The following is a 16,115-nucleotide window of genomic DNA, read 5'->3' as shown; positions in this document are numbered from 1 at the left end:
GCGGAAAGTCAGGACGGGTCGTCGCCGCTGTCGGGCGTGTTGTTTTTACTGCCAGGCTTGCCGGTCTTGTCCTTGGCAGTGTCGCGCGGCGGCGCGAAGGTGGCCAGCAGGGTTTCCTGCATCTTGGCCCACAATTCGAGATTCTGCCGGGCCAGCTCGGCGATGGGATTGACCCCGTTGCTGGCGCTGCCGTTGTTCAGAGTCCGCGCCATGACCTCCTGCTGTCGGATGAAGGTCTCGACGCTTTTTTCCAGGTAGCTGCTGAAGTGGCTCTGCATGGAGTTGCCGTAGAAGCGGATCATCGATTCGAGCAATGAGGTCGAAAGAATGGGCCGGCCGAATTGTTCCTGGTCGGCGATCACTTGCAGCAACACCAGGCGCGTGATGTCCTCGTTGCTCTTGTCCTCGATCACCTTGACCCGCGTGCCGGCAATCACCATGTTGCGGATATCGTCGATGGTGATGTGACGACTCTGCGCGGCGTCGTACAGGCGCCGGTTCGCATATTTTTTAATCAGTCGTTCTTCGCTCATGCTCAGCTCGACAGGCTTTTGGCGCGCAGCCCGGCATGGAATACAACAATGCGACCCGCGGCCGAGATCCCCGGCGCCGGCGGCGGGCTACTGTAACGACGCGCATTTGGCGGTGCAACACGCATTGCACCCCAGAGGCGCTCAAGCGAGGCGACCCCATCGATTCGCTCCTCGCGCAGGTCATAATGCCGGGCCGATGAACGGCGGGAAGCGGCAATGACCGAGTCGACAAACGACGGATCCGACTGGATCCAGGCATGGATCGAGCAGCAGCGCGAGCAGCTGCGGCGTGCAGGTATGCCGAGCAGCAGTGCGGATCCCGCCACCGGTAGCGCCAGCGGGGACAAGGTTTCGGATCAGGTTCGCGACATCGGCATGCGCTGGTTGGAAGCAGGGCAGGCGTATTTGCAAGGCTGGCAGCAATTCGCGCAGCGAAGCGCGGCCGGAGCGGCGGCTGGCGAGCCGCCACTCAAATTCGGCGAGGACATGCTCAATGCCTGGCAGGGCGCCTGGGCTGGCGCCGCCACTGCGGGCGAAGGCGCGACGCGTCAGTTCGCCGATTTGATCTCGCGATTGCCGGCGCTTGGCCTGGCCCGCGAGCAGACCGAAGCGTGGCGCGAGCTCATGGCTGCACAGGCCGAGTATCACCAGCTCGAACAAGAGTTGCGCACCGTGTGGACCAAGGTTCAGACGGATGCGCTGACGATGCTCGAGCGTCTGATTCGCGAGCGCAAGGCGCAAGGCACCGAAGGCGCCGTGGGCGGCGTCGGCGAGTATCGCGAGCTTTATAACTTATGGGTCGAGTGCGGCGAGAAAGTTTTCTCACAAGTCGCGCACAGCGAGCCCTACTGCAAATTGCAGGCGCAGCTCGGCAACGCCGCCATTCGTTTGCGCGCCGGCCAGCAGGCCATGCTCGAACGCCTGTTGAAACAGTTCGATCTGCCGACGCGCTCCGAGTTGAATACCGTGCACAAGCAAATGCGCGAGTTGCGTGAGCGCGTGGCTACGCTGGAAGCGCAGTTGGCCGAGGCGCGCGGCGAGGAACGATCATGAGCGAATCCACTCCAGGCTCTTCCGAGCTTGCCGCGGTCACCGGCGACTTCATGCGGCGCATGTCGCAGGGACTGGCGGCTCTGGCGAACGCGGGTGAAGTCACCATCGGCTGCTCGGCGAAAGACGCGGTCTTCAGCGAAGACAAAGTGACGTTATATCGCTATCGGCCGTCCGAAGTCGTCGCGCCCGAATTGCGAGTGCGCACGCCGGTGCTGGTCTGTTACGCGCTGGTCAATCGGCCTTACATGATGGATCTGCAGACCGATCGCTCGTTGATTCGCGGTCTGTTGCAGCGGGGCGTCGATGTTTATCTGATCGATTGGGGTTATCCCGACGGCGCCGATCGCTATCTCGCGCTCGAAGACTACGTGACGCGTTATTTGCCGCACTGTGTGGACTTCGTGCGCCGGACCAGCGGTCATGAGCAGATCAATCTGCTCGGCGTGTGTCAGGGCGGCACCATGAGCTTGTGTTACGCGGCCTTGTATCCACAGCGGCTGCGCAATCTCATCACCATGGTCACGCCGGTGGATTTTCATACGCCGGAGAACCTGCTGACCAAGTGGTCGAGGCACGTGGACGTCGATGCGCTGGTCGCCGCCACCGGCAATGTTTCCGGCGAGGCGCTCAATGCACTGTTCGTGAGCCTGATGCCGTTCCGGCTGAACAGCCAGAAATACGTCGACCTGTTGCATCAGCTCAACGATGCCAAGACCAGCGGCGCGACGCTGGAGAATTTCCTGCGCATGGAAAAGTGGATCTTCGACAGCCCCGACCAGGCGGGCGAAATGTTCCGTCAGTTCCTGACGCTGTTCGTCAAACAGAACCGCCTCAAGGACGGCACGCTGACCATCGGCGGCCGCAAAGTGGACCTGAAGCAGATTGGGATGCCGCTGCTGAATATCTATGCCACGCAAGATCATCTGGTGCCGCCCTCCAGCAGCAAGCCGCTGGAGCAACTGACCGGCAGCAGGGACTACAGCACCCACGAATTCCGCGGTGGTCACATCGGTATTTACGTGAGCGGCACCGCGCAGCGGGAGATCCCGGACAAAATTGCCGGCTGGTTACGCGAGCGTGACCAAAGTTAGGGAATCCCCACATTCCAAAGGGTTGTTGACGGCATCCGGGCCCGCGCGCAATCTGCCGCTCCCTCCCAATAACCTGTAGTTCCAGCCATGATCTACGACAACATCCTCGGCACCATCGGACGCACGCCCATCGTCAAAATCAATCGGCTGGCGCCCGCGCACGTGACGATGTACGCCAAGTGCGAGTTCTTCAATCCGCTGTCGTCGGTGAAGGATCGTCTCGCCATCGCCATCATCGAGGACGCCGAGCGTCGCGGCACGTTGAAGCCGGGACAGACGGTGGTCGAAGCCACGTCCGGCAACACCGGCATCGCCCTGGCCATGGTGTGCGCGGCCAAGGGTTACCCGTTCGTCGCCGTCATGGTCGAGACGTTCTCGGTCGAGCGTCGCAAGATCATGCGCATGCTCGGCGCGAAAGTGATTCTCACGCCCGCCGCCGAGCGCGGCTCGGGCATGGTGCGCAAGGCGCAAGAGCTCGCCGACAAGCATGGCTGGTTCCTGGCGCGGCAGTTCGAGAACCAGGCCAACCCCGAATATCACCGCAACACCACGGGCCCGGAAATCCTCAGCGACTTCGCCGGTCGCCGGCTCGATTTCTGGGTCACCGGCTGGGGCACGGGCGGCACGCTCACTGGCGCCGGCGAGATGATCAAAAAGGCGCGCCCCGATGTGAAAATCATCGCGACCGAGCCGGCCGGCGCTTCGTTGCTGGCGGGTGGCGAATTCAAACCCCACAAGATTCAGGGCTGGACCCCGGACTTCGTGCCGGCCGTGCTGAATCGCGAAGTGGCCGACGAGATCCTGCCGGTGACCGATGACGAAGCCATTCAGACGGCGCGTCAGCTCGCGGCGAAGGAAGGCATCTTCTGCGGCATCTCGGCCGGCGGCACTGTGGCCGCGGCGCTGAAGGTCGCGCAGAAGGCGCCGCAAGGCTCGGTGATTCTCGCGATGCTGCCCGACACAGCCGAGCGCTATCTGTCGACGGTGCTGTTCGAAGGCATTCCCGACGCGTCGGATGCGGAGCCGGCGACGGTCATCTGAGTTATCTGACAATTTTGTAAGCTGACGCCGCGGATCGGATTTCCGGTCCGCGGTCGCAGGTCCTTGTTTTAGCGATTTTTTGCAACGTTCACGACGGCGCCCGCCCATTTCGCATAACTGTTGCGCAGACAAGCTGCAGTGCAGCTGGGAGAATGACCGGCTCTCCTGGCGATCAAACTGTGGCGGGTTCGTGAATCCCAAGCACATCCCTCGTCTGTCTCTGCTGCTCCTCGCGCTCGTGCTCGGGATGGGCGCCTGTACGGATTCCGGTACGAATTCCAAAGGGAACAAGGGCGGCCGCGCCGGCGGCCCGCGCGAAGTGCCGGTCACGACGGCTCAGCCCAAGCTCAAGGACTTCGCGCTCGAAGTCGAAGCGCTCGGCACCGTGCGCGCCAAGGAGTCCGTCGACATCACGGCGAAGGTCGCCGATCGGGTCGCCGCGATTCATTTCGAGGAAGGCAAGCAGGTTCGCAAGGGCGAGGTGCTGGTCGAACTGGACAACGAAGAAGCGCGCGCCGATCTGGCGGCCGCCGAAGCGGCCGAGCGCGACAGTCGCAGTCAGTTCAAACGCAGTAAGGAGCTGTTCCAGACGCGTGCGTTGTCGGAAGCGCAGCTCGATCAGCTCGAAGCCACCATGCTCGCGAATCAGGCTCGCGTTGCTGCCGCCCGCTCGCGACTCAACGATCGACTCATCCGAGCTCCGTTCGACGGCCGGGTCGGTCTGCGCAATGTCAGTCTGGGCTCGCTGGTCAGCCCTGGCGGGGTGATCACCACGCTCGACGATCTGAGCATCGTGAAGCTCGACTTCGCCGTGCCGGAATTGTTTCTTTCCAGTCTCAAGCCCGGGCTCACCGTCGAGGCGCAGACCACCGCTTATCCCAACACGACGTTCAAAGGGCGCGTCGACAGCGTCGACACGCGCGTCGATCCCACCACTCGCGCCATCGTGGTGCGTGCCTTGATCGACAACAAGGATCACCGCTTGCGTCCCGGCATGTTCATGACGCTGCAACTCGTGCGCAAAGCTGGCATGGCGCTGATGCTGCCTGAGAGCGCCATCGTTCCCGAGGACAGCAAGCATTTCGTGTTCGTGGTAGCCGACGGCCGAGCGCGCAAGCGTGAGATCAAGATCGGCCGGCGTCGCCCCGGCGAAGTGGAGATCCTCACAGGCGTGACAGAAAAAGACACGGTCGTGATCGACGGCACGCTGAACTTGCACGACGGTACGCCGGTGGCTACGCGGACCGAGTCCGCCCCGCAGGTCGCCTCATGATTCTTTCCGAGGTTTCGGTCCGCCGTCCGGTGTTCGCGATGGTCATCAGCATGCTGATGACCATCATCGGTTTGATGGCGTTGGGCCGGCTCACCGTGCGTGAGACGCCGAACGTTCAGCCACCGGTGGTCAGCATCGACACCGTGTATCGGGGCGCGTCCGCCGCGGTCATCGAATCGAAGATCACGCAGGTCATCGAGAATCAGATCGCGGGCCTGGAAGGCGTCGAGACGTTGCGCTCCTCCAGCTTCGATGAGCGCTCGCGCATCTCCATCGAATTCGCGCTGGATCGTGACATCGAATCGGCGGCGAACGATGTGCGCGATCGTGTCGCGCGAGTAGTGCGGCAACTGCCGGAGGAGGCCGATCCGCCGCAGGTCGCGAAGGTCGATACATCCTCCGAGCCGGTCATGTGGCTGGCGTTGACCAGCGCCACGCGGAACCAATTGGAGCTGACCGACTATGCGGATCGCTACCTCGTCGATCGGCTGTCGGTGGTGCCCGGCGTGGCGACCATTCGGGTCGGTGGCGAGCGTCGCTACGCGATGCGCGTGTGGCTGGATCGCAAGGCGCTGGCCGCGCGCCAACTGACGGTCCAGGACGTTGAAGATTCGCTACGCGAGGAAAACGTCGAATTGCCCGCCGGGCGCATCGAATCGTTGGAACGCGAGTTCACGCTGCGCACGGACACCGGATTCCGCTCTGCCGACGATTTTCGGCAGCTCGTGATCGGTCGCGGCGTCGACGGTTATCTGGTGCGACTCGGTGAAGTCGCGACGGTCGAAGTCGCCGCGGAGGATCTGCGCTCATTGGCCCGCACCGACGGCAAGTCGGGCGTGAGTCTCGGCATCGTGCCCCAGTCCACTGCCAACGTGCTCGATGTTTCCAAGGGCGTGTACGCGGAGATGGCCGAGATCCAGAAGACGTTGCCCGCCGATCTGGTGTTGGACATCAGCATCGACGACTCGGTGTTCGTCGACAAGTCGATCTACGAGGTGGAGCACGCGTTGGTCGTCGCGCTGCTGCTGGTGCTGGTGGTGATCTATCTGTTCCTCGGCACCGTGCGCGCCACCATCATCCCCGCGGTGACCATTCCGGTGTCCATCATCGCTGCCTGCGTCGTGATGGCGATGTTCGGCTTCTCCGTCAACGTGCTGACACTGCTCGGCGCGGTGCTCGCCATCGGCCTGGTCGTCGACGATGCCATCGTGGTGCTCGAGAACATCGTGCGTCGCATGGAGTTGGGCGAAGCGCCGTTGCTCGCCGCCGTGGATGGCAGTCGTGAGATCGGTTTCGCGGTCATCGCCACGACGCTGGTGTTGATGGCGGTGTTCGTGCCGATCTCGTTCATGCCCGGCAACATCGGCCGGCTGTTCGGCGAATTCGGCATCACCATCGCGGCGGCCATCGGCATCTCGGCGCTCGTGTCGCTGACGCTGGTGCCGATGATGTGCTCGAAAATTTTTGCCAGCGGCATCGTGCGCGGGCGTGTGGCGCATGCAGTCGATCGCTTTTTCCAGTGGCTGTCGAGCGCGTACGAGCGCAGCTTGCGTCGCGCGGTGGCCTCGCCCGCGATCGTCGTCGTGGCGGGTGCGCTGGCGTTCGCTCTGGTGTTCATCCTGTTCAAGAATCTGCCTTCCGAATACGCGCCGACCGAGGACCGCCAGCGCGTCTTCATTCGCATCACCGCTCCGGAAGGTTCGAGCCTGCAGTATCTGGATCGTTATCTGCGGCAGGTCGAGGAAGTGGCGCTCGAGGAAGTGGAGCGAGGCAACGTGCGTCGCTTCAACGCGCGCAGTAACAATTTTGGCGGCGGCAGCGACGTGAACTCGGGCTTCGTTTCTTTGAACCTGAGCGAATGGAACGAGCGTTCCGAGTCAGCGATGCAGATCGCTGCGCGCTTGCGCGAGCGACTGTCCAATTTGGTCGGCGTGCGGGTGAACGTCGGCACTCCCGGCGGACTCGGTGTCGGCGGCTCGGGAAATCCCGTGCAGATCGTGCTCGGTGGCAGCGACTATGAGGAGTTGACCCGGTGGCGAGACATCATTCTCGCCAAGGCGGCCGAGAATCCCGGCCTCACCAACCTCGAATCGGATTACTACGCACGCAAGCCGCAGATCCGTGTCTCGGTGGATCGCAATCGCGCCGGTGACCTCGGCGTGTCGCTCACCGCCGTGGGACGAACGCTGGAAACAATGATGGGCTCGCGCATCGTGACGACGTATCTGGATCGGGGCGAGCAGTACAACGTCATCCTGCAGGCCAAGGATACGGACCGCGCGACCACCAGCGATCTGACGAACATCTATGTGCGCTCGGCGACGACGCGTCAGCTGGTGCCGCTGTCCAATCTGGTCACCGTGGAAGAGACGGCCGGTCCGATCGAGCTGAAGCGTTTCAACCGGCTGCGCTCGGTCAAGCTGTCCGCCAATCTGACGCCCGGCTATTCGCTCGGCGAAGCGCTCGACTACATGGAGAATCTGATCCGCACCGAGCTGCCGCCTCATGCGGTGATCAATTACGACGGCGAGTCGCGCGAGTTCAAGCGCTCGGGCGACGCGTTGTACATCACCTTCATGCTGGCGCTGGTGATCGTGTTCCTGGTGCTGGCGGCGCAGTTCGAAAGTTTCCGCCATCCGATGATCATCATGATGACGGTGCCGCTGGCGGTGGCTGGCGCGTTGCTCGGACTGTGGATGACGGATCGGTCGATCAACGTCTACAGCCAGATCGGTTGCATCATGCTCATTGGCCTCGCGGCCAAGAACGGCATCTTGATCGTGGAGTTCGCCAACCAGCTGCGCGACCGCGGCGTCGAGTTCGTCGAGGCCATCATCGAATCGTCGGCCATCCGCTTGCGGCCGGTGTTGATGACCAGTCTGTGTACGGTATTCGGCGCGGTGCCCCTGCTGGTCGCCTCAGGCGCCGGCGCGGAGAGCCGCAGCACCATCGGATCGGTGATCGTCTACGGAGTCACGTTCTCGTTATTGCTGACGCTGTACGTGGTTCCAGTCGTCTACGCCTTCGTCGCGCGCAACACCCAGTCGCCGGAGTACATCAGCCAGATGATCGAGCGCCTCCGCTCGGCAAGCAGCAAACAACTGCCTGCACCGGACGCCGAAAGATAAAACAAACGATTGGAATAGCCGCCCCAGGTACAGGGATGTACCCGCCGCCCTCCGGCGGCGGGCGAGCGGCAAAAGTCACGCCTTTTGCCAAATCGCCGCGTCGGGCGGGGCAGGAGCCCCGATCCGGCGCCCGAAAAAAAGCCGGTAGGCTGCAACACATACCGGCTTCTTGTCCCAGAGCGGCTCACAACCACTCTCGCAGGAGGACGGTGTATGAGACCACGGTCAGCGCACCTCGTTCCCTAAATATTTTGTAATTCAGAAATACATTTTTGGAATAAATACCCGCACCAGTCCACAGGGGTGCGCGACCATCAGTTAGGAAAATTTACCAATGCGTCGCGAGTCGCCGACGCCTGGAAAACCGCTCCGCGGTCCGGCGAACTAGGTCGACCGCCTCATTGATAGAATGCGCGTCTTTGACGGTCCCCCTTCTGGACCCTCCGGATCGCGCCATGGCTCTGACGCCTTATCAACAACTCGAACAGGAATTCCGGCGTCTGCACGCCTTCCGCAGCGCTGCCAGCCTGTTGCGGTGGGATTCCGCCGTGATGATGCCGCGGGGCAGTTCCGACCTGCGCGGCGAGCAATTGGCTGCGCTGGAAACCGAGTGCCACTCGCTGGTGACTTCGCCTCGCGTCTCGCGCCTTCTCGATCGCGCCGAGGCCAACCTGCAGGGCCTGGAGGACTATCAGCAGGCCAATCTGAAGGAGATGCGCCGGGAGCGCGATCACGCCATCGCCACACCGCAGAACCTCGTCTCACGGCTGGCGAAGGCGACCTCGCGCGCCGAGATCAAATGGATCGAGGCTCGTCAGAAAAGCGACTTCTCGCTGTTCGCCCCGCACCTCGAGGAAGTTTCGAACCTGGTGCGCAACAAGGCCGAGCTGCTGGGCAAGGCGCTCAAGCTCGACCCCTACGACGCCTTGCTCGACGAGTTCAGCCCGGGCCTGACCACCGCCGAGATCGATTCCATCTTTACGACCCTCGGCCGCCGCCTGCCGAGCCTGATTCAGGAAGCCATCGACGTGCAGGCCAAGTACACGCCGGTGGAGATCACCGGCCGCTTTGCCGTGAGCAAGCAGCGCCACCTGGCCACCGAGTTGATGAAGACCATGGGCTTTCCGTTCGATCGAGGCCGCCTGGACGAGAGCGAGCATCCGTTCACCGGCGGCATTCCCGGCGACATCCGCATCACCACCCGTTTCAATCCCACCGACCCGCTGACCGGCCTGATGGGCGTGCTGCATGAGACGGGTCATGCGATGTACGACGTGGGCTTACCCGAAGCCTGGCGCGGCCAGCCAGTGGGGCGTGATCGTGGTATGACCGTGCAGGAAAGCCAGTCGCTGATGCTGGAAATGCTCATCTGCCGCAACCGGCCGTTCCTGCGCTACCTGAAGCCGCTGCTGGAAAAAGCCTTCGGTGTCACCGGCCCCGAGTGGGAAGTGGAGAATCTGTACCGGCTGCTGACCCGCGTCCGGCGCAGCCTGATCCGCGTCGACGCCGACGAGGTCACTTACGTCGTGCACATCCTGCTGCGTTTCGAGCTGGAACAGGAGATCCTGAACGGCGGTCTGAAGATCCGCGACCTGCCCGAAGCCTGGAACAACCGCATGGCCGATCGCCTGGGCGTGCGTCCGGCCAACGATGCCGAGGGTTGTTTGCAAGACGTGCACTGGGCGGTGGGCTCGTTCGGTTATTTTCCGTCCTACGCGATTGGCGCGGTGATCGCCGGCCAGTTGTATGAGAGTCTGCGCTCCGACCGCCCGCAGCTCGACGAGGAGATCGCCGCGGGCCAGTTCACGGGGTTGTTCGACTGGTTGCGGCAGAATGTGCATTCGCTGGCCGCCAGCGTCAGCACGCCCGATCTGATTCGCAACGCCACCGGCAAACCGTTGTCCGCCGCCGCCTGGCTGCGCTACATCGAAGGCAAGTACCTGGAAACCTGATCATGTCCGCCGTTCCCGACTACTCGAACAACTTCAAGCGCCTGCAAGCGCGGCTGCGCAGCCTCGCCGGCAAGGCCATCGAAGACTTCCGCATGATCGAGGCGGGCGACAAGGTGATGGTGTGCCTGTCGGGCGGCAAGGACTCGTACACGCTGCTCGACATTCTCATGTCGCTCCAGCGCAGCGCGCCGGTGGACTTCGAGCTGGTGGCGGTGAATCTGGATCAGAAGCAGCCGGGCTTTCCGGAGCATGTGCTGCCCGAATATCTCAAGGCGCTCGGCGTGCCGTTCCACATCATCGAGCAGGACACTTACAGCGTCGTCAAACGCGTCATTCCCGAAGGCAAGACCATGTGCGGCCTGTGCTCGCGCCTGCGTCGCGGAGCCCTGTACAAATATGCGGCGGAGAACGGCGTCACGAAGATCGCCCTCGGCCATCACCGCGACGACATCGTCGAGACGCTGTTCCTGAACATGTTCTTCGGCGGCAAGCTCAAGGCCATGCCACCGAAGCTGCATTCGGAGGATGGTCGTCACATCGTGATCCGGCCGCTTGCATACGTGGCCGAATCGGAAATCGAAAGGTACGCGCGCGCTCGCGAATTCCCGTTGATTCCCTGCTCTCTGTGCGGCTCGCAGGAGAATATGCAGCGCGTGGAGATCAAGAAGATGCTGCGCGAGTGGGAACGCCAGTATCCCGGCCGCACCGAGTCGATCTTTTCCAGCTTGCGTAACGTGGTGCCCTCGCACCTCGCCGATCCCGCCAGCTTCGATTTCAATAAACGACCGACGCCGGAAGGTCCGGTCACTAACAATCCCGGAGAGCTGTTCGAGTGAGCCAGCAATACATCGTGTTCTCGCATGGCCAGGATGGCGACCCCTGGGGCACGAAAATCGTAGCCATGGCCGAAGTCGCCAGGCGTCATGGGCTCACGGTCGAATCGGTCGATTATCGCGGCATGGCCGATCCAGCCGCGCGCGTCTCCAAACTGCTCGAGGTTTGCAAGAAGTTGCCGGGCGAACTGCTGCTGGTAGGTTCGAGCCTCGGCGCGCACGTATGCACGACGGTGTCGACTCAGGTGCTCACGCGCGGGCTGTATCTGCTCGCGCCGGCGTTTTTCATGGCGGGCTATGAGAAATACACGCCCGCGCCGCCAGCGTGCCCTGTGGACATCGTGCACGGCTGGAACGACGACATCGTGCCGGTCGAGAACAGCATCCGCTATGCGCGTCAGTACAAATGCGCGCTGCACATCCTCGACTCGGATCATCGGCTCACCGCCAACCTCACCGAAGTCTGCGAATTGCTGGACCAGTTCCTGCGCCGCGTGCTGACAAAAACCTGAAAGCAGGCGCTGCTGCTACTATTCGCCCCCGAAACGATCACCCGACCGCCGCATAGCGCGTCGCGAAGCTAACGATGGCCGATCTTCCCGGACTCGACAGACTCTGGCTGGGTTTACTGCGCGCGCCCGTTTCCGTATGGGCGCGTCCGCATGTGTTGCCTGAAGACCTGCGCGCCCGCTACGCACAGCGTGAGCGGCCGATCTGCTATGTGCTGAACGAATCCGCCGTCGCCGATCTGGTCGTGCTGGAGAAAGTCTGCGCTGCGCATGGGCTGCCGGCGCCGCTGGAGGCTCTGAAAAAACCGCTGCCATCGCAGTCCGTGCTGTTCCTGGAGCGGCGCGCCGGCTTCTGGGGCGATCGCACCGACTATCGCATTTCCGATTCGATGCGCTCGCTGGTGGCCGCCGCCTTCGACGATCCCACGCTCGATGTCGATCTCGTGCCGGTGACCGTACTCTGGGGACGCGCGCCCAATCGGAAAGATTCCTGGCTGCGCATTCTGCTCTCCGAAAACTGGGAGCGCGTCGGGCGCTTCCGCCGCCTGCTGTCGCTGATGGTGAACGGGCGCAACTTGTTCGTTCAGTTTGGCGAGCCTGTTTCATTGCGAGCCGCGGTGACCGAAGGGCGCGACAAGCCCCGAGCGGTGCGCCGCCTCACTCGTACCTTACGTTTGCTTCTGGCTCGTCAGCGAGCCGCGACCATCGGGCCGGACTTGTCTCATCGTCGGACCATGGCCACGCAAGTGTTGCGCGCCGGCGCGGTGCGCCGGGCGATGGCCGATGAGATGCGCTCGAAAAAGATCTCACGACGCGAAGCGTTGAAGCTGGCGCAGGACTACGTCTGGGAAATCGCCGCCAACTATTCGCACATTTTCGTCGCGTTCATGGCCAAGGGGCTGAGCTGGTTCTGGACGCGGCTGTACGACGGCGTCGAGCTGCATCACGTCGAGCAGTTGCAGAAAGTGATCGAGGGCAACGAAGTCATTTACGTGCCCTGTCATCGCAGTCACATCGATTATCTGCTGCTGTCGTATGTCATCTACTACAAGGGCTACGCCATCCCGCATATCGCCGCAGGCATCAACTTGAACATGGCGGGCGTGGGTCCGTTCCTGCGCAAAGGCGGCGCGTTCTTCATGCGCCGCAGTTTCCGAGGCAATGCGCTGTACACCATGGTGTTCATGAAATACCTGGGCCTGATGATGGCGCGCGGCCACTCGATCGAATATTTCATCGAAGGCGGCCGCAGCCGCACCGGACGCTTACTGCAGCCCAAGACCGGCATGCTGTCGATGACCTTGCGCAGCTACTTGCGCGATCCGCGCCGGCCCATCGTGTTCCTGCCCGTGTACTTCGGTTACGAGCGCTTGATCGAGGGCAAGACCTACGTCAACGAGATGCTCGGCAAGCCGAAGGAAAAAGAATCCATCTTCACGATGTTGCGCACCCTACCGGCGCTGCGTAAGCGCTTCGGCAAAGTGCATGTGAGCTTCGGCGAGCCGATTCATCTCGACGAGGTGTTGAAGCGGCACGATCCGGAGAACCGGCGCGCGACTGAAAAAGTGGAGCGACCCTCCTGGTTGCCTGCGGCGGTCGACGAGCTCGCGACTCGCATCATGATGAGCATCAACAGCGCGGCCTGCGTCGCGCCGATGAATCTCATCGCCACGGCGCTGCTGGCGACGCCCAAGCAATCCATGCTGGAAAGCGATCTGGCGCGGCAGCTCGAACTGCTCGCTTCGCTGTTGCGTCAGGCGCCGTATTCACCGCTGGTCTGGGTCACTGAAAACGATGGAGCCTCCATCGTGCGCCATGGCGAGCGCATGGGCGTGATCCAGCGGCTCAAGCATCCGCTCGGCGACGTCATGCAGATGACGGAAGAGAACTCCGTGCTCATGACTTACTTCCGTAACAACGTGCTGCACCTGTTGGCGCTGCCGTCGTTGATCGCGTGCTGCTTTCTGAACAATCGCACCATGCGGACCGAGGACATTCAGCGCCTGATGTGGCGTATTTATCCCTACGTGCGCGACGAGTTGTTCCTGCGCTGGACCGAGGAAGAAATGAGCGCGGTCACGTTAGAGACGCTCGACGATCTCGCCAATCACGGGCTGCTGGAGTCGGTCGAAGCGGGGGCGCAATGGCGCCGTCCGCCCACGGGTTCGGCCGAGGCCGTGCAGCTATCGATGCTGGCGCAGGTCACGGTGCAGATCATCGAGCGTTACTATCTGGTGATCGCCGTGCTGTTGAAACATGGCAGCGGACGAATCAGCCAGGACGCGCTCGAATCGCAGTGTCAGCTCATGGCGCAGCGGATGTCGCTGCTGTACGAGCTGAACTCGCCCGAGTTCTTCGACAAGATCCTGTTCAAGAACTTCATCGACCTGCTGCGCGCTCGAAATGTGCTGGGCGTGAACGCCGAGGGTCGCCTGACTTACACGGACATGCTGCCCGCCGTGGCGGACGATGCGCAGCTGGTGTTGCACGAACAGATCCGGAACAGCGTGCTCCAAGTTACGCATCGCTGACGCATTTGATTTTCAGGCTGGCTGTGCGTGTCGTGGCCCGGTACGCTTCAGCGAGTTTGTCGCTGCGGTCTGGCAGGTGTTATGAATATTTCCAAGCTGTTACTTGCGCTCGCCTTGCTGGCGAGCGGCGTCGCGCGCGCCGACATCATTCTGTCCACGCCGCATGCGCAGGTCGTCTCCGGCACCGCCTTCCAGCTCGACCTGACCATCACCAATAGCGATTCACAGCCGTTGGTGGTGGAGTTGCCGGCCGGGTTGCACGTTCGCTTCGAAACGCCGGTGGCGCTGTCCATCATCGAGCTGGAGCCGGAGCGTAGCGGCGCCATCGAGGTCGCGCCGGGCGGGTTCACTCGAGTGAAGCTGCAGGGGAAGTTGCCTGCTCAGGTGGAAGGAGTTGCGACACTGGTGCCGACGGGATTGGCGTCGAACTCGGTGGCTTTGCAAATTCTTCCGCCGGCGCCCGATGCCAACTCGATTGCGACCCATGAGGCCGTGCGCACGGCGGAGGATTCGAAGTCCAGGGATTCGTACACCACCGCATTGGTAGATAAGCCGCCGCCGTTGGCGGTGTCCGTGTACGAGCCTGTTTATTTCATCGTGGGCGGCGACGGTGGGCTCAACGCGAAGTTTCAGATCAGCCTGCGCTATCAACTGTTCGACGGACGCGGCGCGTTGGCGAGCCGGCTGCCGTGGATCGATGACCTGTACTTGTCGTATTCACAGACCTCGCTTTGGGATCTCGGCGACTTGTCCAAGCCCTTCAAAGATTCAAGCTATCGGCCGAGATTGTTCTACTCGAACTACGACCTCGCGCGTTTCTTCGACGGTCAGTTGCGCGTGGGCGTGGAGACGGGATTCGGACACGAGTCGAACGGCAAGGAAGGCGAGGACTCTCGCAGCTTCAACATGCTCTACGCCCGGCCGACACTGACACTCGGCGATCCGGCCGGACTTCGTTTCTTCGCCGCGCCCCTGATCCACAACTACATCTCCGACGACGAGAACCCGGACCTCAAGGACTACCGTGGCTACGTCGACTGGGTGCTCGGCTTCGGCGCCAAAGGCGGCCTGGATTTCTGGACCACTCTGCGCAAGGGCCAACGCAGCGACTACGGCAGCATCGAGCTCAATGCTTCCTATCCGCTCTCCAAGCTGAGCGGCGGCGATCTCACCGGCTGGCTGACCCTGCAGTACTTCAACGGCTACGGGGAGAGCCTGCTCGATTACAACCGCAAGCTGGACTCGCAATGGCGGCTGGGAATCGCGGTGGCGTTGTAGGCTGTCGACGACCCGTCAGTGCCACAGTCCCAGGATTACTCCAAACAAAACGAATTGCACCGTGTGATAGCCGCCGTCCACCGCCACAGCAGCGTGCTGCGATTGGCGAATTGATAGTTGATGCCGAAGCTCGCGGCAACCATGCCGAAGCCGGCGAGCAGGCCGCGAACGACTGCGTCGGGTAGGGCGGGTGAGGGGCCGAGCCAGCAGGCGAAGGCGAACGCGGCAATCAGGGAGAAAACAAAACTCACGCCGAAGACTTTGGCGGGATGACCTGCGCCTTGCGACTTCGGGTCCGAGCGGTTTTCACGGTTCCAGAGGTTGCCGAACAGCGCGGGCGAATACCACAGGCCGCCGACCAGAAAACTCGAGACCGCGGCGACGATCACCGCCAGAAAGTTGATGTCTTGCATGGTGCATCCTCACTTCGACAGAACTGTTCTCGCGAGGCGGCCAAGCCATGGCAACGGCGTCTTCACCAGTCGTTCGTGACCTTCCTTGCCTTCTTGATATCGCTGCGTTGTTGCTTGCCCTGCAGTCTTCGTTCCTTGGAGGCGCGCGACGGTTTGGTGGGCTTGCGGACACGCGGCTCGATGCGAGCTTGCGCAATCATTTCGCCCAATCGCTCCAGTGCGTCGCGCTTGTTGTGCTCCTGAGTGCGGAAGCGTTGCGCGCTGATGACGATCTCGTCGTCGGCAGTCAGGCGACGGCCGGCGAGGGTGCGCAGGCGGTCGCGAACCCGTTCTGGCAGTGAAGGCCAGGCCTTCAGGTCACAACGCAGCTGAACGGCGCTTGCGACCTTGTTGACGTTTTGACCGCCCGGTCCGCCAGAGCGGATGAAGCGCAACTCGATCGCCTCTTCCGGAATGCCCAGCTCGTTCGCGAGTGCCATG

Annotated in this window: 13 protein-coding genes; 10 read left to right on the top strand and 3 right to left on the bottom strand. The window is 62.4% G+C overall.

Features of this window, described 5'->3' with window-relative positions:
* Positions 1-8: 8 nt before the first annotated feature.
* The gene (phaR, locus tag VGD45_RS16615) at positions 9-533 is read right to left on the bottom strand and encodes a polyhydroxyalkanoate synthesis repressor PhaR (protein WP_331156447.1); all 525 of its coding nucleotides are present in this window, start codon (positions 531-533) and stop codon (positions 9-11) included.
* Positions 534-749: 216 nt separating this feature from the next.
* Here phaR and VGD45_RS16610 point away from each other — a divergent pair, with 216 nt between their 5' ends.
* The 10 genes from VGD45_RS16610 to VGD45_RS16565 all read left to right on the top strand — a co-directional run bounded on the left by VGD45_RS16610 (position 750) and on the right by VGD45_RS16565 (position 15,222).
* The gene (locus tag VGD45_RS16610) at positions 750-1,586 is read left to right on the top strand and encodes a poly(R)-hydroxyalkanoic acid synthase subunit PhaE (protein ID WP_331156446.1); all 837 of its coding nucleotides are present in this window, start codon (positions 750-752) and stop codon (positions 1,584-1,586) included.
* Positions 1,583-2,677: a class III poly(R)-hydroxyalkanoic acid synthase subunit PhaC gene (gene phaC / locus VGD45_RS16605; protein WP_331156445.1), complete on the top strand. Its 1,095-nt coding sequence runs from the start codon at positions 1,583-1,585 to the stop codon at positions 2,675-2,677. The genes VGD45_RS16610 and phaC overlap by 4 nt, the downstream gene beginning before the upstream one ends.
* A gap of 87 nt (positions 2,678-2,764) precedes the next feature.
* Positions 2,765-3,718 carry a cysteine synthase A gene (gene cysK / locus VGD45_RS16600; protein ID WP_331156444.1) on the top strand — a complete coding sequence of 318 codons (954 nt, stop codon included), beginning with the start codon at positions 2,765-2,767 and terminating at the stop codon, positions 3,716-3,718.
* Between the two features lie 190 nt (positions 3,719-3,908).
* Complete coding sequence (locus VGD45_RS16595; RefSeq protein ID WP_331156443.1) at positions 3,909-4,991, top strand: efflux RND transporter periplasmic adaptor subunit; 1,083 nt, start codon at positions 3,909-3,911, stop codon at positions 4,989-4,991.
* Positions 4,988-8,119: an efflux RND transporter permease subunit gene (locus VGD45_RS16590; protein ID WP_331156442.1), complete on the top strand. Its 3,132-nt coding sequence runs from the start codon at positions 4,988-4,990 to the stop codon at positions 8,117-8,119. Before VGD45_RS16595 ends, VGD45_RS16590 begins: the two co-directional genes overlap by 4 nt.
* Positions 8,120-8,574: 455 nt before the next feature.
* A complete protein-coding gene (locus tag VGD45_RS16585; RefSeq protein ID WP_331156441.1) occupies positions 8,575-10,071 on the top strand; it encodes a carboxypeptidase M32 in 1,497 nt (498 codons plus the stop codon).
* 2 nt (positions 10,072-10,073) lie between these two features.
* Positions 10,074-10,907 carry a tRNA 2-thiocytidine(32) synthetase TtcA gene (gene ttcA / locus VGD45_RS16580; RefSeq protein WP_331156440.1) on the top strand — a complete coding sequence of 278 codons (834 nt, stop codon included), beginning with the start codon at positions 10,074-10,076 and terminating at the stop codon, positions 10,905-10,907.
* Positions 10,904-11,416, top strand: coding sequence for an alpha/beta fold hydrolase (locus VGD45_RS16575; RefSeq protein ID WP_331156439.1), 513 nt, complete (start codon positions 10,904-10,906; stop codon positions 11,414-11,416). The genes ttcA and VGD45_RS16575 overlap by 4 nt, the downstream gene beginning before the upstream one ends.
* Positions 11,417-11,490: 74 nt before the next feature.
* A complete protein-coding gene (gene plsB / locus VGD45_RS16570; RefSeq protein WP_331156438.1) occupies positions 11,491-13,944 on the top strand; it encodes a glycerol-3-phosphate 1-O-acyltransferase PlsB in 2,454 nt (817 codons plus the stop codon).
* Positions 13,945-14,025: 81 nt separating this feature from the next.
* Complete coding sequence (locus VGD45_RS16565) at positions 14,026-15,222, top strand: phospholipase A (protein ID WP_331156437.1); 1,197 nt, start codon at positions 14,026-14,028, stop codon at positions 15,220-15,222.
* A gap of 35 nt (positions 15,223-15,257) precedes the next feature.
* Here the strand turns inward: VGD45_RS16565 and VGD45_RS16560 are convergent, their stop codons facing one another.
* A complete protein-coding gene (locus tag VGD45_RS16560) occupies positions 15,258-15,635 on the bottom strand; it encodes a DUF1761 domain-containing protein (RefSeq protein ID WP_331156436.1) in 378 nt (125 codons plus the stop codon).
* 62 nt (positions 15,636-15,697) lie between these two features.
* Positions 15,698-16,114, bottom strand: coding sequence for an alternative ribosome rescue aminoacyl-tRNA hydrolase ArfB (arfB, locus tag VGD45_RS16555; RefSeq protein WP_331156435.1), 417 nt, complete (start codon positions 16,112-16,114; stop codon positions 15,698-15,700).
* Position 16,115: the final 1 nt, after the last annotated feature.

It is taken from the genome of Steroidobacter sp., assembly GCF_036402275.1.
Classification (GTDB): domain Bacteria; phylum Pseudomonadota; class Gammaproteobacteria; order Steroidobacterales; family Steroidobacteraceae; genus Steroidobacter.
The sequence above is the reverse complement of the archived record's forward strand: the minus strand, read 5'-3'. Positions and strand labels throughout refer to the sequence as shown.